This is a genomic window from Staphylococcus petrasii (assembly GCF_002902565.1).
GTDB classification, from domain to species: domain Bacteria; phylum Bacillota; class Bacilli; order Staphylococcales; family Staphylococcaceae; genus Staphylococcus; species Staphylococcus petrasii.
Window position 1 is genome coordinate 13,370 of the sequence record NZ_PPRC01000028.1, and the last position, 22,417, is coordinate 35,786.

At 36.6% G+C, this 22,417-nt stretch carries 19 protein-coding genes and 1 riboswitch; of the genes, 17 read left to right on the forward strand and 2 right to left on the reverse strand.

The window, feature by feature from the left end:
• Positions 1-1,317, forward strand: coding sequence for a DUF4064 domain-containing protein (locus CD127_RS05905; RefSeq protein ID WP_103366085.1), 1,317 nt, complete (start codon positions 1-3; stop codon positions 1,315-1,317).
• A 197-nt stretch (positions 1,318-1,514) separates the two neighbouring features.
• On the opposite strand, the gene CD127_RS05910 is transcribed toward CD127_RS05905, so the two are convergent.
• Positions 1,515-2,816 carry an LLM class flavin-dependent oxidoreductase gene (locus CD127_RS05910; RefSeq protein WP_103366086.1) on the reverse strand — a complete coding sequence of 434 codons (1,302 nt, stop codon included), beginning with the start codon at positions 2,814-2,816 and terminating at the stop codon, positions 1,515-1,517.
• A gap of 93 nt (positions 2,817-2,909) precedes the next feature.
• A complete protein-coding gene (locus CD127_RS05915) occupies positions 2,910-3,659 on the reverse strand; it encodes a 3-oxoacyl-ACP reductase (protein WP_103366087.1) in 750 nt (249 codons plus the stop codon).
• 126 nt (positions 3,660-3,785) lie between these two features.
• Positions 3,786-3,887: riboswitch (TPP riboswitch) on the reverse strand.
• Positions 3,888-4,278: 391 nt separating this feature from the next.
• On the opposite strand from CD127_RS05915, the gene CD127_RS05920 reads away from it, so the two are divergent.
• The 16 genes from CD127_RS05920 to CD127_RS05995 all read left to right on the forward strand — a co-directional run bounded on the left by CD127_RS05920 (position 4,279) and on the right by CD127_RS05995 (position 22,268).
• On the forward strand, positions 4,279-5,871 hold the full coding sequence (locus CD127_RS05920; RefSeq protein ID WP_103366088.1) for a solute:sodium symporter family transporter: 1,593 nt from the start codon (positions 4,279-4,281) through the stop codon (positions 5,869-5,871).
• Positions 5,872-5,956: 85 nt separating this feature from the next.
• Complete coding sequence (locus tag CD127_RS05925; protein WP_103366089.1) at positions 5,957-7,162, forward strand: 5,10-methylene-tetrahydrofolate dehydrogenase; 1,206 nt, start codon at positions 5,957-5,959, stop codon at positions 7,160-7,162.
• Positions 7,159-8,274, forward strand: coding sequence for a 5,10-methylene-tetrahydrofolate dehydrogenase (locus CD127_RS05930; protein ID WP_103366090.1), 1,116 nt, complete (start codon positions 7,159-7,161; stop codon positions 8,272-8,274). Before CD127_RS05925 ends, CD127_RS05930 begins: the two co-directional genes overlap by 4 nt.
• A gap of 225 nt (positions 8,275-8,499) precedes the next feature.
• Positions 8,500-9,285, forward strand: a complete 786-nt coding sequence (locus CD127_RS05935) for a zinc-ribbon domain-containing protein (protein ID WP_103366091.1) — start codon at positions 8,500-8,502, stop codon at positions 9,283-9,285.
• 90 nt (positions 9,286-9,375) lie between these two features.
• Complete coding sequence (locus CD127_RS12565) at positions 9,376-10,197, forward strand: zinc ribbon domain-containing protein (protein ID WP_135350972.1); 822 nt, start codon at positions 9,376-9,378, stop codon at positions 10,195-10,197.
• 197 nt (positions 10,198-10,394) lie between these two features.
• Complete coding sequence (locus CD127_RS05945) at positions 10,395-11,126, forward strand: phosphoadenylyl-sulfate reductase (RefSeq protein WP_103366093.1); 732 nt, start codon at positions 10,395-10,397, stop codon at positions 11,124-11,126.
• A gap of 167 nt (positions 11,127-11,293) precedes the next feature.
• Positions 11,294-13,171, forward strand: coding sequence for an assimilatory sulfite reductase (NADPH) flavoprotein subunit (locus CD127_RS05950; RefSeq protein ID WP_103366094.1), 1,878 nt, complete (start codon positions 11,294-11,296; stop codon positions 13,169-13,171).
• A gap of 17 nt (positions 13,172-13,188) precedes the next feature.
• Positions 13,189-14,910 carry an assimilatory sulfite reductase (NADPH) hemoprotein subunit gene (gene cysI, locus CD127_RS05955; protein WP_103366095.1) on the forward strand — a complete coding sequence of 574 codons (1,722 nt, stop codon included), beginning with the start codon at positions 13,189-13,191 and terminating at the stop codon, positions 14,908-14,910.
• Positions 14,911-14,943: 33 nt separating this feature from the next.
• Positions 14,944-15,708 (forward strand): uroporphyrinogen-III C-methyltransferase, encoded by a 765-nt coding sequence (gene cobA, locus CD127_RS05960; RefSeq protein ID WP_103366096.1) that lies wholly within the window; start codon positions 14,944-14,946, stop codon positions 15,706-15,708.
• Positions 15,709-15,762: 54 nt separating this feature from the next.
• The gene (locus CD127_RS05965; RefSeq protein WP_103366097.1) at positions 15,763-16,374 is read left to right on the forward strand and encodes an NAD(P)-binding protein; all 612 of its coding nucleotides are present in this window, start codon (positions 15,763-15,765) and stop codon (positions 16,372-16,374) included.
• 20 nt (positions 16,375-16,394) lie between these two features.
• Positions 16,395-17,270, forward strand: coding sequence for a sulfite exporter TauE/SafE family protein (locus CD127_RS05970; RefSeq protein ID WP_103297258.1), 876 nt, complete (start codon positions 16,395-16,397; stop codon positions 17,268-17,270).
• Positions 17,271-17,317: 47 nt separating this feature from the next.
• Entirely contained in the window at positions 17,318-18,496 is a 1,179-nt protein-coding gene (gene sat / locus CD127_RS05975) for a sulfate adenylyltransferase (protein ID WP_103366098.1), read from the forward strand.
• A gap of 14 nt (positions 18,497-18,510) precedes the next feature.
• Positions 18,511-19,110 carry an adenylyl-sulfate kinase gene (gene cysC, locus CD127_RS05980; protein WP_103297260.1) on the forward strand — a complete coding sequence of 200 codons (600 nt, stop codon included), beginning with the start codon at positions 18,511-18,513 and terminating at the stop codon, positions 19,108-19,110.
• 193 nt (positions 19,111-19,303) lie between these two features.
• Positions 19,304-20,674, forward strand: a complete 1,371-nt coding sequence (locus CD127_RS05985; RefSeq protein ID WP_103366099.1) for a CitMHS family transporter — start codon at positions 19,304-19,306, stop codon at positions 20,672-20,674.
• 370 nt (positions 20,675-21,044) lie between these two features.
• Positions 21,045-21,827: a CHAP domain-containing protein gene (locus CD127_RS05990; RefSeq protein ID WP_103366100.1), complete on the forward strand. Its 783-nt coding sequence runs from the start codon at positions 21,045-21,047 to the stop codon at positions 21,825-21,827.
• A gap of 186 nt (positions 21,828-22,013) precedes the next feature.
• Positions 22,014-22,268: a hypothetical protein gene (locus CD127_RS05995; protein WP_103366101.1), complete on the forward strand. Its 255-nt coding sequence runs from the start codon at positions 22,014-22,016 to the stop codon at positions 22,266-22,268.
• The last annotated feature ends 149 nt before the right edge of the window (positions 22,269-22,417 follow it).

A 22,417-nucleotide genomic window follows, 5' to 3' on the forward strand; every position in this document is an offset into this window, starting at 1 on the left:
ATGGCAAATCAAACATATGATTATTCAACAAAGAACGGACATGAACACAATAAAGTGAGCCGAGTTGGTGAACACATACTAACTTGGGTCGGTGTAGCTATACAAGCGTTACTTGCAATTCTATTCCTATTAATCCGACCTTTCGTAGGTAATTCTGATTTCCGAGAACAAGTTGTAACTGAAACACAAAGACAAGGTAACCAAGTATCAACAAGTGAAATTAATGAAGGCGTTGGTGCTTTAAGTAAATTTATTGATTTCCTTACTTGGGGTTCAATTATTCCTTTAATCTTAGCAATTATTGGTGGCTTTTTAATTAGTAAAAAACATAAAGCTGCGGGTGTTTTAATCCTTATCGCAGGTATCTTAGCTCTAGCAACTAACTGGATTAGTGCTATTTTATGGATTATCGCAGGTATTATGTTATTAGTTAGAAAAGCTAAAAAACATAATGACTATGACAATCATTATTATGGTAACGGTGATTATGATAATCATCGTGGCAATGACTACGATAACCGTAACAACAGCTACGATAATCATAACGGAAATAACGGTTATGCGAATGTAACTAACCAAGGTCATAATAGAGATGATTACAATAATCGTCATGATAATAATTATGACAACCGTCGTAACGATAATGACGATAGAAATGGTTATGCTAACGTGACAAACCAAGGTCAACGTGGCAATGATTATCATAATGATAGAAATGATAACCGTTATGATAGAGATAACCACGATAGAGATCGTAAAGATGTGAATGCTAGTAACAATGCCTTCATTTTAGATGAAGAAGATAAAGCGAAAGAACAAGATTATATTAAAGAACATTATTCAAACGATGATATACATGATGGCAGTCATGATAATTCTCGTCATAGCAATGACAATGACCGTCAAAATCGTGACCATTTATATGATGACAATGGTTACCGTCGCGAAGATGACCGTAATTACAACCATGACACAGACCGTCATGAGTATCGCTCATCAAATCACCGTGATGATTTAAATCGTTCTGATGATGACTTCAACCGTCGAAATGATGTAGATTGGTCAGCAAATAAAGGAAACGATGATAACAACAATATCGGTAGAACATTGACTAACGATGAAGATTATAAACGCGATAATAACCGTCATGATAACGATGACAACTATCGTCGTAGTGATAGATATAATCACAACAATAATAATGATTCTATTGGCTTAAATAAAGATCTTGAAAAGGAACAACATGATGATAATTTCTTAAAAGATGAAGCCAAAAAATTACAAGATAAGAAAGACAATGACCCTTATAAATATTAAGCGTTGTTGAAAATAGAGCGAGCCTGAAACATGGCTCGCTTTTATTATGGACAAAAATAAAAATAAGGCGATGGTGCTCCTAAGTTAGCATCATCGCCTTCACGTTAATTTCTATTATATGGATTAATAAATTGGATATTGGATATAAATGAATTTTGAATTGGATAATTTGGATAATAATGAATGTCTATTTATTGCTAATTTAACCCTAAGTGATCTCTCAGGGTATGTCCTGTGTACGTTGTGCGATATAAACCGCGTCGTTGTAATTCAGGAACGATTAAATCTACAAAGTCTTTCAAGCTATGTGGGAGGGAAGGTGGCATTAAATTAAAGCCATCTGCGACACCTTCGTTGAACCAATGCTCCATTTCGTCCACGATTTCTTCAGGTGTGCCGACTAAAGTTAAATGACCGCCTCCAGCATTTAAATAGCCAAGTAATTCACGAACAGTCGGTTGTTTGTCATTAATGATTTCAAGGATGGTTTCATAACGACCCTTTGGTCCACTAAATTCTTCAAGTGGGGGTAATTCAGGGACGGGTTGATCTAGTTCCCATTGACTGCAATCTTGTTGGACAAAGAAACTTAACTGTTTTAGAGCAGTTTCGACAGGAAGTAAAGCATCTAATTCTGCTTTTTTAGCTTCCGCTTCTTCACGCGTACGTCCAACGTATGTGACTAATCCTGGGAAGACTTTAATATATCTTGGGTTATCTGTATTTTGTTGCATTTGAGTATCAAGTCTTTCGCGATAGCGTTTCGCTTGTTTAATATTCCATGATACTGAATAGACGGCATCAGCATATTTCGTAGCTAACGCAATACCTTGGTTAGACGCGCCAGCTTGCATAGCCACTGGCTTTCCTTGTGGACTTTGTGGCGTAGTGAGTGGGCCACGCACTTGGAAATATTTACCTTTATGGTGAAGCGGTTGTATCGTTGTCGTATCCATCAACGTACCTGCTTCACGATTAGGTTGAAAGTCTTCAGTAGTCCATGACTCAAACAACCCATTAACGACGCGGGCGAATTCGTCCGCCTTTTCATAACGAGTCGCATGCTCAGGCAAAGCTTCCATACTGTGGTTCTGAGCCTCCACATCTGTCATAGAAGTCACTAAATTCCAACCGACGCGTCCGCCAGTGATGTGGTCTAAACTTAATAACTGACGCGCTGCCGTGAATGGATTTGAAAATGTACTCGAGATAGTGGGTACCAAACCAACATGATGTGTAACCTGGGAAATAGCCGTTAAGTTAATAAGCGGGTCAAACCAGAAACTCGGCATCGTGGTGAAACCTGGATTGAAAGCCTGATTATCTGCAAAGAATACGACGTCGAATAGCCCTTCCTCAGAAAGTTGAGCTAGTTCTTGATAATACGTGATATCACCAAGACGTTCAACACTTGAATCAGGTTGTTGCCAAGCTGCTTGATGATGCCCGCAACCATAAATTAAAATGCCAATGTGTAATTGTTGTTTCTCTTTCGTCATAATGAATCACTAACACTCCAGTTTGTTGTTGGGATTTTGATTGAATAGAGAAGAACGCGCGCATTGAGTACGCCACGTTTAACTCTAAGCGTTTTAGTTCATTGTTAAACCGCCATCAACAGTAATGTTTTGTCCTGTAACGCCATTTGCGGCTTCAGAACTTAAGTACGCGACCATATTTGCCACATCTTGAGGTGTTGTCACTTTACGTAATGGTGTTGTTTGAGCGATTAAATCAAACACTTCTGGTGTTGTTACGGCACTGGCGTCAGTTGTTTTCAATAAACCACCAGAAACCATATTAGCTGTAATGCCATATTGACCTAATTCAGCGGCAATATTACGTGTGAAACCGATTAAACCTGCTTTAGCAGTCGTATATTCATGATATGGCACAACAGGGTTTTGGAATAAGTTCGTACCAATACTAATGATGCTACCAGCGTTACGTTCAATGAATTGAGGAACGACACTTTGAGCGACGTTAAATGCCGCTTTTAAAGTACCATCGATTTGTTGCTGGTAATCTTCCCAGCTTAAGTCTTTAAAAGCTTTTTGAGCGACGGGATCGAACTTGAAGTTAACCAACGCGTTATTGACTACTACGTCGATTTGTCCGAAATGAGCTGTTGCTTCTTTAACTAAACGGTCTACTTCTTCACGTTGTGTCACGTCTGCTTGTAGGGCGATTGTGTTGTCGCCTAATTCAGTTGCTAACTGCTCAGCAGCTTCTTTACTCTTATTGTAATTAATGACAACTTGAAATCCTTGTGACACTAATGTTCTTGCGATGACTGCGCCTAAACCACGGCCGCCGCCTGTTACTAATACTGTTCTTGCCATTGCACGAGCCTCCATCACTTTCATTTACAGTAAAAAATACGCAACCTTCGCTAGGAAAGTTGCGTAAATAATAGATATGTATATATAAGCAAGAGATTGACACACGTGTCATCTCTATCAGCATCTAAAATTTATCCCACACTTTCCTACGCTAGTATGAACTAGTTCAGGTTCAAAGGGTTCGAGGACGCGCCTCATCTCAGTTAAAAAACACCCCTAGTGCATATATTAATACTATATTTACAATGTATAATTTTTAAAATTAGAAGTCAAGACAATTGCAGACAGTAGACCATAGTAGGCCACTGTGCGCCATCTTGCAATTTTTTGCCGGAAAGGGTGACGATTTATTATAAAATTCATAAGATAATTAATCTAAATTAATTAAAAATTGAGTTGTAAAATTTATTGAAAATCATTAAAATGAGAAACGCACAAGTTTTCTGATTGGAAAAGTATTAAAAATTATTTTAATGTAAATGGGTATCATATAGATAGTTTCATAAAATTTTCAATCTGCCAAAGGGGATAGGAACGTTAAATGCGAGTTTAACGTTTTTTTGTTGCTAAGAAACACAATTGCAATTCACAAAATCTTTATAAGGAGAGCGAAAGAAGTATGAATTGGATAGCGATCTTATTATTCTTAGGCGTAGTTATCGGTATTAGTGTTTATGCGTATTGGCGCTCGAAAAAGGTACAAACCGATAGCGCAGACGGCTATTTTATGGGAGGCAATACCTTAACAGGTTTCACAATTGCTTCAACGATTATCATGACCAACCTATCGACGGAACAGTTAGTAGGTCAGAATGGTCAAAGTTATGGTAAAGGTATGGAAGTTATGGCATGGGAGATTACTGCTGCCGTAGCGGTAGTCTTACTAGCATGGGTCTTCCTTCCTAAGTATTTACGTTATGGTGTTTCTACCATTTCTGAATTCTTAGAGATGAGATACGATACATTTACGAAACGCTTTGTATCCATCCTATTTATCTTTACGTACGTTGTATCATTTATGCCAGTCGTTTTATATTCAGGTTCTTTAGTATTTAATAAAATGTTCCACGTGGGAGATTATTTAGGCGTAAGTGACACGACAGCCACTATTATTATTTCACTAACAATTGGTATTATTGGTGTGCTTTACCTCTTCGTAGGTGGTTTATCTATAAGCGCATTCAGTGACTCTATTTACGGGATTGGGCTAATTGTCGGTGGCTTAATTGTAACGTTAATTGGTCTACACCATGTAGGTGATGGTGGTTTCGTTAAAGGTTTCGACCATATCGTTCAACACACGCCAGAGAAACTTAATGCATTCGGCGAAGTAGATTCAGATATCGTCCCATGGCCAACATTATTCTTTGGTATGTTTTTCAATAACTTATTCTTCTGGTGTGCGAACCAAATGATCGTTCAAAAAGCACTAGCCGCTAAAAATTTACAAGAATCACAAAAAGGTGCCATTTACTTAAGTATCTTTAAAATATTTGGCCCTATCTTCACAGTAATTCCTGGTATCATTGCATATAATTATTTCAATGGTGGCATCGATAAAAATGACAATGCGTATCCAGCATTAATCCAAAGCATTCTACCAGATTGGTCATTAGGACTCTTTGGGGCTGTTATCTTTGGTGCGATCTTGAGCTCATTTGTCGGTTCATTAAACAGTACAACAACATTATTCACTTACGATTTCTATAAACCCATCTTCGGTAAGAAAGCATCAGATAAACACATCGCCCGCGTAGGACATATTGCGACAGTCGTAATTGGTGCTATCTGTGTCGGTCTTTCACCATTCATCTCATTATTCCCAAGCGGTTTATATGCGATTGTACAACAATTTAACGGCGTTTATAGTATGCCAGTTCTTGCATTAGTACTTGTGGCATTCTTCTCTAGACGTACCTCTAAGTTAGGCGCTAAAGTAGCACTGTTTACACATATTATTTTATATGTCATTGTAAGCTTGGCGTTCCCACAAATTAATTATCTTTATACATTTAGCGTCATCTTCTTTATTGATTTAATCATTATAATTATCTTCAATAAATTGAAACCATCTAACGAATTTGATTTAAATACAAATAAAGCTAAAGTGGACATCACACCTTGGAAATATCGCTATATCGCAGGCACGATTATTCTTGCTTTAGTCGTGATTATTTACATCATCTTCTCACCATTAGTACTGGCTAAATAATGTATAACGTGTACGTTTAAAGTGGTAATTAACATTTAAACGTACACTTTTTGCTTATTTTTGGAAAAAGGAGGGAGTAAACCTGATGTACACGATTGGACTCGTACCTTCGCCTGGTGTGGCACGTAAACATGTCGACCGTGCGATACCCAAGATACAAGACTTACTGCAACAACGTATTGATAGTAATACTGAGTGGAAGTTCGACATCAAAGTCGACTTATTAATCGGCTCAGCGGAAGATGTGCACGAAAGTATAGACAAAGCAGCTGAGTTAAAAAAGAAACACGAATGGGATTTTGTCGTTTGCATTACCGATTTACCAAGTATCTCAGGCAAAAAAGTCGTTATTAGTGACTTTGATAATGAACAACAAGTCGCAATGGTATCCATGCCATCATTAGGCTGGTTCAATTTAAAACACAAATTAGTTAACAGTATTACGTCATTAATTGAACAATTGTACTATGACAAACCTAACCCACATCCCAAAATTTCTATGTTGATTCGTCCGAAAGGAGTGGAACCAAGTGAGGATAATAGTACAAAACAACGTTATATCAATCCTTTCCTAGTACTTGGGTGGATTCAACTTATATTAGGATTAACACGGGCGAATGAACCGTGGAAGAATATCTTTAACTTTAAAAAAATCATATCTGTGGCATTTGCGACAGGGACGTATGTATCTATCTTTTCAATGCCATGGGAATTAAGTGTTCAATATTCTATTTATCGTTTTATCATATTAATGATTATTGCGATTGTGGGCATGGCAGGTTGGCTACTCTATGCACATCAACTATTTGAACGTAAAACGTCGAAGTCACAACGTGTCTATCGTTATACGTATAACGCTACGACGATGCTCACATTAATTTTAATTACATTGATGAACTATGCAATCTTATATGTCTTATTATCTATCAGTATTTCATTATTTGTACCTGTGAGTTTATTTAATAATTGGACGAGTGCGAACCCGGATTTCACTTTTCAAAATTATTTAAAACTACTATGGTTCGTCGCGTCATTAGGTTTACTCGCTGGCGCAATGGGATCTACAGTAGAGGACGAAGAAAAGATTCGACGCATTACGTATTCATATCGCCAGTACCATCGTTATAAAGAAGCGGAACAAGAGCAAGAAGAAGAGGAAGACAAACAACAATCTGCATCTCAAGATGAGTCACAACAAGAAGTTGAACAATCTGCTTCAAGTAAAGAAGATAATGATGAAGAACAGCATGAAGGCAAGAAACAAGACCATAGAGAGGAGGATGAATCATGAGTAACAATGAGGAAAAAGTAATCGGATTAGTTGTCGCGCCAGGTGTTACTGAAACCCTAGGCGAAAGTTTGATTGATGATTTACCAGACATTTTATCGAAGCAACCTAACAATCAAACCGATTGGAAGATTGATCTCGTGGTTGATCCTCTGACTGGTTTTGCAGAATCTGTAGAAGAAATCTTCAAGAAAACGCAAGATTACCATGATGAAAGACAATGGGATTACGTAGTAGCGATTACCGATTTACCGATGTTTTATCAGCAACATGTTCTAGCTTTAGACATTAACAAAAAGAATGGGGCAGCCATTTTTTCATATCCTGCATTTGGATGGCGACCGGTTAAAAACCGTTTCAAGAATGCTATTGTAGGGATTATTAATGAAGTACATCGTTCAGAAGAACAGCATGAAGAATATGATAATGATAATAGCGTCAAATATTTAATGAGTAAGCAATTTCCTTTCTCAAGAATTAAAAAAACAGAAATTTATTTAGAGGAAACAGAAACGAAACATATTCGTTATTTATCTAACTCACGTTCTGCAGGCATGATGCGTCTAGTCAGCGGTATGACCTTCGCGAATAATCCATTAAATATGATGGCAAGTCTTAGTAATATCGTCGCGATTGCGTTTACTACAGGTGCCTTTGGTTTAATCTTCACTACCATGTGGCAGATGAGTATGGAATTCTCCATGTGGCGCCTCTTTGGCATATCCGTCATTGCGGTACTAGGCATGTTGATATGGATTATGTTATCCCATGATTTATGGGAACCTGTAAAGCAAAGTAAGAACAAACGCATCACGTGGTTATACAATTTAACGACCGTTATGACGTTATTTATTGCTATTATTATTTATTACATTATCTTGTATTTATTATTCTTAATCGCAGAAATCGTGCTATTACCAGCCAATTTCTTAGGACAGCAAGTAGGACTGAAAGGACCAGCAGGTATAGATTTATATCTCAGCATTCCATGGTTCGCTGCTTCAATTTCTACCGTTGCAGGTGCAATTGGCGCTGGTTTATTAAACGATCAACTCATTAAAGAAAGTACGTATGGCTATAGACAACAAATGCGTTATAACGATAGAAATCAATGATAGTTAAATAGGATTAAGAGTTTACCAAAGCCAGTGGAAGTATGATTACTTCGATTGGCTTTATTTTTTTAATTATTTTTCCGGGAAAATAAATATAGATAATTTCAAAAAAGTCATTTAAAATTAAGCGTAAATACTACGTGTGTATACATTAAAAATAGAAAAACCTTATTTCACACTCAACATTGTTATAACTCTCATCAAGAAGTGAAAGGAAGGTCATTTATGAAATATTGTCCTCAATGTGGAAGTCAAATTAACGCTAACCAACGTTTCTGTAACAAATGCGGTCATGATTTAAAAGCATTTGAACAGTATCGAGATAGCGGGATTTATTTCCAACCTCAAACGCCAGAACCACCTCAACCAAAGCGCAAAGTTTGGCCATGGGTTGTTATAGGTGTGCTTATCATTGCTATTATCATAGCAAGCTGTCTTACATATTATTTCTTCTTTATTAAAGACGAACAACATACGTCAAACGAAACTACCACTACCCAACAAACTTCAAAAGCTGAAAAACAAAAAGATGAACATAAAGCATCCAATGACGCTAAAAAATCTGAAAAACATGAAACTGAAAAAGAAAAAGAGAACAAAGTTAAATCTCCAAAAATTGATGTCATGAGTGAAGATTTCGAGAGAACCTATATGCAAAGCAATAATCTAGGTGGATACATGGGCGTGCGTAAAGGTATGACACGTTCAGAAGTTGAAAAACTTGTAGGAAAATCTACCGGTACTTTAAAAGTAGATGGCTTTAAATGGGAGTCTACTAAATACGGCAATTTAACAGTGGATTATGATAGTAAAGGCGAGGACGGTAAAGTCATAGCAGTCGGTGTATCACCAGACCATGTCTCAACGAGTGAATTTCTTGAACGTTATCCCGCGTATGATGATTACAGCGGTTCAGAAATTGTTTATAACAACTTTAAAGGCAATGGTTATTTAGTTGCCGTAGATATTGATCACGGATATATTGCTAAAATCCAATGTCTTGCTGAATAAAATGTAACGTATCATTTTTTATTTACTAATATCCAAATTTCACAAACAACACAGTCCTTAAATCATGAAAAGTGAAAGGTAGATGAATATATGAAATATTGTCCTCAATGTGGTAGCCCTTTAAAAGAAAATCAACATTTTTGTAATCGATGTGGTTGTGATATTCAAAATTTTAAATATGGCTATACCCAAGAAAATAACTATTTTCCACAAGAACCGAAGCGGAAACGTCGTATTTGGCCATTTGTAGTTGTCGCTATATTCGTTATTGCGGTTATTGTAAGCAGTTGTTTCGCGTATTATCACTTTTTCTTAAAAGGGAATGAACAAGCACAAAGTAAACCGACCACTACTCAGCATGTTGCCAAAGAGGAAGAGAAACAAGGGGAACATAAAATTTCAAACGACCCTAAAAAAGCTGAAAAACAAAGAGCAGAAGAAGAAAAAGAAGAGAAAACAGATAAAGAAAATGCTCCACAACCACCAAAAATTGATGTTCTTAGCAAAAATTTTGAAGAATCATTTATGCATAAAAATACTGTAAATGAATACATGGGTGTTCGAAAAGGTATGAAAAAAGAAGAAGTAGAAAAAATGTATGGTAAAGGCGAACCGCTTCCTCATATTGAAGGAATGGATAATGATTTTATAAGATATGGTAATTTAGCAATTATCTACAATCCTCGTACCCAAGATAATACAGTATGGGGGATTGCTGTAGTGCCTGATAACGTAACTGAAGAAAAATTTTTAAATAGATATTTTGCATATGACCACCGTGCAGGATCTGGAGATATTGTTTATGATAGCGATAAACATAATGGTTACAGTATTATTGTTCGAATAAAAAATGGCAAAGTTGTATTAATAGATTGTGCTCCTGGAGATAGCGGTATTATTGTTGCAGAATAATTATATTTAGAAACCACTTTAGATTAAGGCTAGAGTGGTTTTTGTTTATCTTATTGCTCTTTCTTTTCTCAAAGATACTCTTCAAATTCACTTGACTTTCTAAGCAAAACTCGATAAAGTATTAACATATTATTCTGACAATTCCGATAGGTATTAGATAAATAAATTTGTGAACACTGAGGGGGGACCATAAGTTTATGTCAGTACCGAAGATTACGTATGAGACTTTTAATGGAGATCCATTTATAGACTCTATTTCCACAGATGACGCTACAAAGGGCGCTTACGAAATTTTAGAATGGGCATACCGCACATATGGTGACTCTATCGTTTATTCATGTAGTTTCGGAGCAGAGAGTATGGTGCTAATTAATTTGATTTCACAAATTAAACCAGACGCTCAAATCGTATTTCTAGATACGAATTTACATTTTCAAGAAACATATGACTTAATTGATAGAGTGAAAGAACGCTTTCCACAACTTCGCATTGAAATGAAGCAACCTGACTTAACGCTTGAAGAACAAGCGGAGAAATATAATCCAGCACTTTGGAAGAATAATCCTAACCAATGTTGTTATATTAGAAAGATTAAGCCGTTAGAAGAGGTATTAGGTGGCGCAGTCGCTTGGATTTCAGGTTTACGTCGTGACCAATCTCCAACACGTGCACACACTAATTTCATCAATAAAGATGAACGTTTTAAATCGATTAAAGTTTGTCCATTAATTTATTGGACTGAAGATGAAGTTTGGGATTATATCAAAGCGCACGATTTACCATACAATGAGTTACATGATCAACATTATCCAAGTATTGGATGTATTCCATGTACTGCACCTGTTTTTGACTCTGAAGATTCTCGTGCAGGTCGTTGGTCAAATTTTGAAAAGACTGAATGTGGTCTCCACGTTGCAGATAAACCTTAATAGCTAAGGTGAAAAATTTTTAAATATAAAGCCTAGTATTCTGATAGGTTTTTAAAAATAAAAATATATCCGAATTTTATTGTAAATCCGGATATATTTCTTACATAATAAAGATAGTATTTGAATAAAATAAAATTGTATTTTTACGGAATAAGAGGTGGATAACATTGAATTTAAGTGTCACAAATAGTCCTTTTACAGAAGGCCAAGCCACACAAATTAATGAATTACTACAGACGCTTACACCAGAGCAAAAGGTATGGTTAAGTGGTTACTTAGTTGCAAATCAACAATTTACAGCCAATGGTGCACCAGCTCAATCTCAAACTGGGACATCAAATCAAGCGACAGCTCAAGGCGAACTATCTGCCAACACAGAAGCAATGTTGCAAGATAAAGAACCTGCCATTACACCTGAGAAACGTAGTATCACATTACTTTATGGTTCTGAAACAGGTAATGCGCAAGGTTTAGCGGAAATCTTTGAAGAACGTTTATCAAACATTGGTCATAACGTTACTTTAAAAGCGATGGATGAATTTAAACCTAAGAATCTTAAAAACGTTGAAGACTTATTCATCATTACATCTACACAAGGTGAAGGGGATCCACCAGATAACGCAGCTGAACTTCATGAGTTTCTTCATGGACGTAAAGCGCCGAAACTTGAAGGCGTGCGCTTCTCTGTATTAGCGCTTGGTGACCAAACTTATGAGTTCTTCTGTCAAACAGGTCGTGACTTTGATAGAAAGCTTGGCGAGTTAGGTGCTGAAAGAATTTATGATCGCGTAGATTGCGATGTTGATTATGAAGAAGCCGCTGAAAAGTGGATGGCAAACGTTATTAATGCTATTGATACAGCGCCAGAAGGCACACAAAATGAACAAGTTGTCAGTGAATCTATTAAATCGGCAAAAGAGAAGAAATTCTCAAAATCAAATCCGTATCAAGCGGAAGTGTTAGAAAACATTAACTTAAATGGTCGAGGTTCTAATAAAGAAACACGTCATATTGAATTCTTATTAGATAACTTTGGTGAAGAATATGAAGTAGGCGATTGTTTAGTCGTTTTACCACAAAATGATCCAGCACTAGTTGATTTACTCATCAGTACATTAGGCTGGGACCCAGAAGAGCAAGTTCAAATTTCGGATGAAGGCGATACTTTATCACTTGAAGATGCCTTAACAACACATTTTGAAATCACAAAATTAACTAAACCATTGCTTATCAATGCAGCTTCATTATTTGATAATGATGAGCTCAATGAAAATGTCGAAGATAACGAATGGATTCAAAGTTATATCGAAGGTCGTGACTTAATCGACTTATTAAATGATTTCGATACAACAGAATTACAACCGGAAAATTTATATCAATTACTTAGAAAATTACCACCAAGAGAATATTCAATTTCAAGCAGTTACAAAGCTTTACCAGATGAAGTGCATATTACAGTAGGTGCAGTAAGATATAATGCGCATGGCCGTGATCGCTCAGGTGTATGTTCTGTACAATTTGCTGAACGTATTCAACCAGGCGATACAGTACCAATTTATTTAAAACGTAATCCAAACTTCAAGTTCCCGACAGATGGTGACACACCAGTGATTATGATTGGTCCTGGTACAGGTATCGCGCCATTTAGAGCGTATATGCAAGAGCGTGAAGAACGTGGATTCAAAGGTAACACTTGGTTATTCTTTGGTGATCAACACTTTACAACCGACTTCTTATATCAAACTGAATGGCAAGAATGGTTGAAAGACGGTACATTAGGCAAAATGGATGTCGCATTCTCACGCGATACAGATGAAAAAGTGTATGTACAACATCGTATTTCAGAACATAGTGCACAGTTTAATGAATGGCTACAAAATGGCGCTTCAATCTATATTTGTGGCGATGAAAAGAACATGGCTAAAGACGTACATCAAGCGATTCGCAACGTCTTAATTAAAGAACAAAACTTATCTGAAGAAGATGCTGAAGCATATCTTAAACAAATGAAAAAAGATAAACGTTATCAACGTGATGTGTACTAAAGAAGGGGTGGTATTTAATGGCTAAAACAAATAAGCAAATATCTGATGAATTAAACCAAAAGCTTGATGCCTTAGAATATCTCAAAGACGATAGTAATTATTTACGTGGAACGATTGAACAAGGTTTAGCAGATCCTTTAACTGGTGCTATTTCTGACGATGATACGAAATTATTAAAGTTCCATGGTAGCTATCAACAAGATGATAGAGATATACGTGATGAACGTCGTAAACAGAAGCTTGAACCGGCATACAGCTTCATGATTCGTGTTCGTCTACCAGGAGGTAAAGCGACGCCAGAACAATGGTTAGCAATGGATGATATTTCAGAACGTTATGGTAACCAAACGATGAAATTAACGACACGTCAAACGTTCCAATTCCATGGCATTTTAAAACGCAATCTAAAATCTTCAATGCAAAAGATTAACGAAGCAGTACTTGATACGATTGCAGCATGTGGGGATGTCAATCGTAATACGATGTGTAACCCTAACCCATATCAATCAAGTATCCATAAAGAAATTAATGATTATGCTAAAGCAATTAGTGATCATTTATTACCTAAAACAAATGCGTATCATGAAATTTGGTTAGATGGAGAGAAAGTTTTAGATTCAGCTGAAGAAGTGGAACCAATGTACGGTAAGAGATATTTACCACGTAAATTTAAAATTGGTATCGCGGTTCCACCTTCAAATGACATTGATGTCTACTCTCAAGATATTGGCCTTATCGCTATTGTTGAGAATGAAGAACTCATCGGATTTAATGTCACAATCGGTGGCGGTATGGGTATGACACATGGTAACCCGGATACGTATCCTCAAGTAGGACGTTTAGCTGGATTTATTCCTAAAGATAAAGCCGTTGACGTTTGTGAAGCATTACTAACGATTCAACGCGACTACGGCAATCGTGAGAATCGTAAAAATGCACGTTTCAAATATACAGTGGACCGCTTAGGTGTGGACAAAGTAGTTGAAGAACTTAATTCACGCTTAGGATGGGAAATTGAAGAAGCACGTGACTTCGAATTTGAACATAACGGCGACCGTTTAGGTTGGATTGAAGGCGAAGAAGGCGTTTGGAATTATACATTGTTTATTCAAAATGGACGCGTGAAAGATACAGAAGATTATCAATTAAAAACGGCATTGCGAAAAATCGCAGAAACACATACGGGCGACTTCAGATTATCTCCAAACCAAAACTTAATTATTGCTAATGTAACTCCTGAGAAAAAAGAAGAAATTCAAAGTCTTATTGACCAATATGGTTTAACAGACGGTAAGAATTATACAGGTTTACGTCGTAATTCAATGGCTTGTGTAGCCTTTCCAACATGTGGCTTGGCTATGGCAGAATCAGAACGTTATCTACCATCTTTAGTTTCTAAGATAGAAGATTTATTAGATGAAGCGGGTCTGAACGATGAAGAAATTACGATTCGTATGACAGGTTGTCCAAATGGTTGTGCAAGACCAGCACTTGCTGAAATTGCATTTATCGGTAAAGCGCCTGGTAAATACAATATGTATTTAGGTGGTGGCTTTAACGGTGATCGCTTAAATAAATTGTATAAAGAGAATATTGGCGAAGAAGAAATTCTTGAAAGCTTACGTCCTATTCTTATGGATTATGGTAAAGAACGTCTTGAAGGTGAACATTTCGGTGACTTTGTTATTCGCTCTGGTGTAGTAGCTAAAGTTCACGGTGGCCAAGATTTCCATAGTTAATTTTCAGAAAAATAAAAAACGGGGGGTGACAGGATGGGAAAAGTTTATCTAGTAGGCGCAGGGCCTGGTGATCCTGATTTATTAACGATTAAAGGTATGAAGGCGATTCAAGCGGCAGACGTTATTCTGTATGATCGTTTAGTGAATAAAGAAATCTTAGAATTTGCGAAACCATCAACGAAATTCTTCTATTGTGGTAAAGATCCGAATAAATACTCTTTACCGCAGGAGGAAACGAATCGAATGTTGGTCAGTTTAGCGAAGAAGGGGCATACGATTACGCGTCTAAAAGGGGGCGACCCGTTTGTCTTCGGTCGTGGCGGTGAAGAAGCTGAAATCTTAGCACAACACCAAATCCCATTTGAAATCGTCCCTGGTATTACTTCAGGTATTGCAGCACCAGCTTATGCGGGCATTCCAGTGACGCATAGAGATTATAGTTCTTCCGTTGCGTTTGTTACAGCAGTGAATAAACCTGGCATGTCGAAAGACGCATACTGGGAACATCTTGCACATGGACCAGAAACATTGTGTGTATACATGGGTGTGAAGCGCTTGCCTGAAATTTGTGAATTGCTTATCCGTCATGGTAAATCGATAGATACACCTGTGGCGTTAGTACATTTAGGAACAACTGCTTCCCAGAAGACTGTTACCGGCACATTAGGCACAATTGTCGAACAAGCATCTGAGATTAAGAATCCAGCGATGATTGTGATTGGCGATGTAGTGCAAATGAGACAGAAGATTAGCTGGTTTAAAGAACAAGTTGCTGATTTAGAAATGACCTTACCTTAGTTATAATGTAGGTAAATAAATCGGCATAGAGGCGAAGTGAATGGGGGAAACAGTATGAATAGTATGCCACTTATGATTGATTTAACTGATAAACATATTGTCATTGTTGGTGGTGGACAAGTAGCAACAAGACGGGCCACTACATTAATAACGTATTGTCCCAATGTTCATATTGTGAGTCCTTCACTCACACCAGCCTTACACACATTAGTGACTGAAGGTCGCATTACATGGAGTGAAAAAGCCTTTGAACCAAGTGATTTAGAAGGAGCTTATCTTGTAGTAGTTGCGACAAATGAGCCTGAAGTGAACACGCAAGTGAAAGAAAGTTTACCTAAAGGAGTCTTACTTAATCACGCAGCAGACGCACAGGCAGGAGACGTCACATTTCCTAGTATTTTACAACGTGGACGATTAACGATGAGTGTTTCAACGAATGGCGCCAGTCCTAAACTAGGCGCGCAAATCATCTCTACATTAAGTGATATGTACGATGAACGTTATGACACTTATATAGAATTTTTGTATCAAAGCAGACAGCGCATTAAAGCATTACCAATAGAGCCATCTGAAAAGCAAAATTTATTACAACAGATTTTATCTGAAACTTACTTGAATGAAGATAAGCAACGAGAATTCATGCGATGGCTCCAATCACAAGTTTAATATGAAGGGGCGTGTGATATATGAGGAAATTATTTATATTTGCATTAGCTGGATTTTTAGCCCAACTTGTTGATGGATCACTCGGAATGGGTTTCGGGGCCTCATCATCATCTATTTTGTTAACGTATGGCATTGCACCTGCGATTGTATCCGCCACTGTGCACTTTTCCGAAATAGCTACAACGGCAGCTTCAGGAACGTCACATTGGAAATTTGAAAATGTACATAAACCGACCATGTTAAAGCTAGCGATTCCTGGTGCAATCAGTGGGTTCATTGGCGCAGCATTATTGACGCAAATACATGGAGACTATATTAAGCCATATATCGCTCTGTTCTTACTTTCAATGGGAATTTATATTTTATATCAATTCCTATTTAAACGACATAAAGAACTTCACACGCATGTTGGAAAGTTAAGTAGTGCGAAACTTGTGCCACAAGGTGCTATCGCAGGTTTCTTAGATGCCATTGGTGGCGGTGGATGGGGACCGGTCAATACACCTTTGTTATTGGCAAGTCATAAGATTCAACCGCGTTATGCGATTGGTACAGTATCAGCGAGTGAGTTTTTCGTCACTCTATCAACATCAATAAGTTTTATTCTCTTTTTAGGTATCACACAAATTAATTGGTGGTTTGTCATCGCGTTAAGTGTTGGCGGTATGGTAGCAGCACCTATTTCTGCTTATCTTACTAAAATCTTACCAATTAATATTTTAGCTATTTGTGTCGGTGGGTTAATCATTTTCACAAATAGTAACGCATTGCTGAAATACTTTGGTAGCGATGCCACAATAACTAATATTATTAGATTCGCAATTATTTGTGCGATTGTGATTTTAGTGATTATCACGCTTATTCGCAACAAAAAATTGTCTTTTTCTTACAAGTAAAACCGAGTAAACTAATCAATTTAATTAGAAAAGGGGGTTATGAAGTTATGGCAACAAATGAAACAATTAATAATTACACAATTAAACCACATGGTGGCGAATTAATTAATCGCGTAGTTGAAGGTGAAGAAAGAGAAACTTTAATCGAAGTTGCGAAATCATTTAAGAAGATTACGTTAAATCCATGGGCAATTTCTGATTTAGAGTTAATCGCTATTGGTGGATTTAGTCCATTAACTGGTTTCATGGGTGAAGCGGATTACACTAAAGTTGTTGAAAACACGCATCTTGAAAATGGTTTAGTGTGGAGTATTCCAATCACATTGCCAGTAACTGAAGACGAAGCAGCTAAATTAGAAGTTGGCGATGACGTGGCGCTTTACGGGGAAGATGGCGAATTATACGGTACATTAAAAATTGAAGAAAAATATACGTATGACAAAGAAAAAGAAGCACAAAATGTCTATGGTACTACTGAAGAAGCACACCCAGGAGTTAAAAAGGTTTATGAAAAAGGTAATGTTTACTTAGCTGGTCCTATCCAATTAGTGAATCGTCCAAAACATGATGAATTCTCAGATTATCATTTAGATCCAGCTGAAACACGTCAATTATTCCATGATCTTGGTTGGAAAACAGTTGTAGGGTTCCAAACACGTAACCCTGTTCACCGCGCACATGAATATATTCAAAAATCAGCGTTAGAAATTGTGGATGGCTTACTACTCAATCCATTAGTAGGTGAAACAAAAGCAGACGATATTCCAGTAGATGTACGTATGGAAAGTTATCAAGCAATTCTTAAAAACTACTTCCCGAAAAATAGAGCACGTTTAGTCATCTATCCCGCAGCAATGCGTTATGCAGGACCACGTGAAGCAATCTTACATGCGACAGTCCGCAAAAACTATGGTTGTACACATTTCATCGTCGGCCGTGACCATGCAGGTGTAGGTGATTACTACGGTACGTATGAAGCTCAAGAACTTATTTCTCAATTTGAAGATGAATTAGATATTCAAATCTTGAAATTTGAACATGCTTTTTATTGTGAAAAATGTGGCAACATGGCTACAGCAAAAACATGCCCACACGATGCATCAGAACATGTTCATTTAAGTGGTACAAAAGTAAGAGAAAAATTACGCAATGGTGAAACATTACCAACTAAATTCTCAAGACCAGAAGTAGCAGAAGTGTTAATTAGAGGTTTGAAACAAAAATAAGTGGAGGTAAAAGCATGAGTCAATCAAGTAATATTACATGGCACGATTCTGAAGTAACGAAAGCAGATAGACAACAACAGAATGGTCATAAGAGTGTAGTGATTTGGTTTACAGGCCTATCAGGTTCAGGTAAATCAACCGTTTCAGTTGCACTTGAACAAGCATTATTTGAACAAGGGAAACATGCCTATCGTTTAGACGGCGATAATGTGCGTCATGGATTAAATAAGAATTTAGGTTTCAGTCCTGAAGATCGTAAAGAAAACATTCGTCGTATTGGCGAAGTAAGTAAATTATTAGTAGATGCTGGCACAATTGCTATTACAGCGTTTATCTCTCCATATAGAGCAGACCGTGATGACGTACGCGCTATCTTAGAAGATGGAGAATTTATCGAAGTTTATACAGAATGCAGTGTGGAAGAATGTGAGAAAAGAGACCCTAAAGGACTTTACCAAAAAGCACGTTCAGGTGAAATCAAAGAATTCACTGGCATTAGCGCACCATACGAAGCACCAAAACAACCAGAAATTACTATTAATACAGAACAACAAAGCGTAGAAGAATCTGTAGAAGTGATTCTTAACTACTTAAAAGAAAAACAATATATTTAAATAGATTATTAAAGCGCATTATCGACATTTAATTATGTTGATAATGCGTTTTTTTATATATACATAACTTATTTTACTTTATAAATAAAACTTAATATCTAAAAAGAATAGATTTGGTATAATTATGTAAACGCTTTCTTTTGATAAGTGGGAATATTGGGAGAATGCAACTGAATCAATTGGGGGGGATTTCATGCATGATAATAGTATGTGGTTAACAATTATGGGGATTTTAATCATAGGTTCAATTGTGGGGCTGTTAATTGCGAAGAAAATCAGTCCAGTCGTAGGTATGATTTTAATTCCAAGTGTTGGGGCATTGATTTTAGGATATGGCATAGGAGATTTAGTAAAGTTTTTTAATAGTGGTTTAGAATCTGTAATAAATGTAGTTATTATGTTTATCTTCGCTATTATTTTCTTCGGCTTAATGACAGATAGTGGTTTATTTAAACCAATTGTTAAGCGCTTGATTTTAATGACAAGAGGTAATGTGGTGATTGTAAGTATTATTACTGCAGTTATTGGGATGTTTGCGCAGTTAGATGGTGCAGGTGCTGTTACTTTTTTACTCTCAATTCCAGCATTATTGCCATTATATAAAGCGTTAAATATGAATAAGTATTTATTAATTTTATTACTCGCAATTAGTGCAGCAATTATGAATATGGTACCTTGGGGCGGTCCAATGGCACGTGTTGCGTCAGTATTAAAAGCTAAAAGTGTCAATGAATTATGGTATGGCTTAATACCAGTACAAATTATCGGTTTCATTTTAGTCCTCATTTTCGCAACGTATTTAGGCTTTAGAGAGCAAAAAAGAATTAAGAAGGCTATCGACAAAGGAGAACTAGAGCCGACTATTGACATTGATATCCATAAACTTGTGAGAAATTATGAACGTGATCAAGATATTAAATTCCCAGTAAGAGGTCGAGCAGTAAAACACGGTTGGGTCATTTGGGTTAATATGTTGCTGACTTTCTTAGTTATCTTAATGATGTTAACGAATATCGCGCCACCAGAATTTGCATTTATGATTGGTGTAGCAGTGGCATTAATTATTAACTTCCCAAATGTAGACGATCAGATGAATCGCTTAAAAGCACATGCGCCTAACGCTTTAATGATGGCAGCTGTTATCATTGCGGCAGGGATGTTTTTAGGTGTGTTAAATGAAACGGGAATGTTAAAAGCCATCGCCACAAACCTTATTAAAATCATTCCAGACGCTGTAGGTCCATATTTACATATAATTGTAGGTATCTTCGGCGTGCCTCTTGATTTACTAACAAGTACAGATGCTTATTATTTCGCATTACTTCCTATAGTAGAACAAACGGCAAGTCAATTTGGAGTTAATCCAGTTTCTACAGCATATTCAATGGTTATTGGTAATATCGTAGGTACATTTGTAAGTCCGTTCTCACCAGCACTTTGGTTAGCGATTGGACTTGCTGAAGCAAATATGGGTACTTACATTAAATATGCTTTCTTCTGGATATGGGGCTTTGCGATAGTCTTGCTCATTATCGCAATGTTGATTGGCACAGTAACAATTTAATTTAATGATTATTAATAGGATAAAGCATTGCTTTATCCTATTTTTATGAAACAAAACATCTTTAAAATAATCAGATAAATTACAAAGTCGTGAGAGACACTGTTGAAAAAAGTCACAAAACCACTGGCATGGAAAGATTATAGAAGTTGTAATAAACTCTAACTTTTTTTACAAACGTCGTTACATTATTATGATTCATTTACAAAGCTTTAACATTGCACACAAACCCTTGTATGTCTGTTAGAGTGTGTCTTGTCGTTAATTAACGAGAAAAAATTCTTAAGCATTACTTAGAAATGTAAATAAATGTAAATTGTAAGTAGCCACGAGAAAAAATCATTTTCAAACAAATCTAGGAGGATATTTAATTATGAAAAAAATCGCTACAGCTACAATCGCAACAGCAGGTATCGCAACTTTCGGACTAGCAAATCACGATGCAGATGCAGCGGAAAACAATAATGGATATAACCCTAACGATCCTTATTCATATAGCTACACTTATACAATTGACCAACAAGGTAACTATCACTACAACTGGCAAGGTAACTGGAGCCCAGAACAAGCACAACAAGGCGGTCAACAAACTGCAAACAACCAAACTCAAAACTACAATTATAACTATAGCTATAACAACAATAATGGCTACACTCAAAACCAAACTACAAACAACAACACTCAATCATATACTGCGAACAACAATAACGGTGGCGGCTTAGGTTCAAATTATTCAACATCAAACCGCAACGTTCAAGTAACAACTCAAAAAGCACCAACAACACAATCATCAAACAACTCAAGCAGTAAAGCATTCGCAGGTCAATCAAGCTCAGGCGCTAACCTTTACACAGCTGGCCAATGTACTTACTACGTATACGATAAAGTAGGCGGCTCAGTAGGTAGCACATGGGGCAACGCAAATAACTGGGCAAACGCAGCAGCACAAAGCGGTTACACAGTAAACAACACACCTAAAGCAGGTGCAGTTATGCAAACAACTCAAGGCGCTTATGGCCACGTTGCATACGTTGAGAACGTAAATAATGACGGCTCAGTTAACGTTTCAGAAATGAACTACAACGGCGGACCTGGTGTCGTTTCAACACGTACAATCCCAGCTAGCCAAGCAGGTTCATACAACTATATTTCATAATTTGAAATAACCTTAACCACGATTCCTTACAATATGGCATCGTGGTTTTCTTTTATTTTTGGAAAAGGCCAAGGCATGTTTTCTCACTTTATGATTGAAGCCGAAACAGAACGGGAAACATATATAATAAGAAGTATAACAATACAAAATATATGATTGTCCAATGTTGAAGGAAGGTGAGTTAACATGGCATTTGATATTATTAAATGGATTATATTAATCTTAATTATCCTTGTAACGATTGGCGTTATTTTTGGATTAATATGGGGTTCAATATTTGAAGAACGTGCCTATGATAAACGTTCTAAAAAAGAGAAAAAGAAAAATTTAGACAAGAACTTAGACATGGCTAAAGGTCATACAGATGATGAAGAAACATATGATGATCCAAAAGATGTTCCAACTAAAAACGAAAAACTCAAAAACGATAAATATAAATAAATTAAGTATCCTTGAAAGTAAAAGTAACATGTTTACTTTCAAGGGTACTTTTATTTGACTATATAATTGATAATCATTATCATTTATAATAAAGTTAATTTTTAAAAATTAGTATAGTTATATACGTTTGGCATATTAAAGTGTTAAAA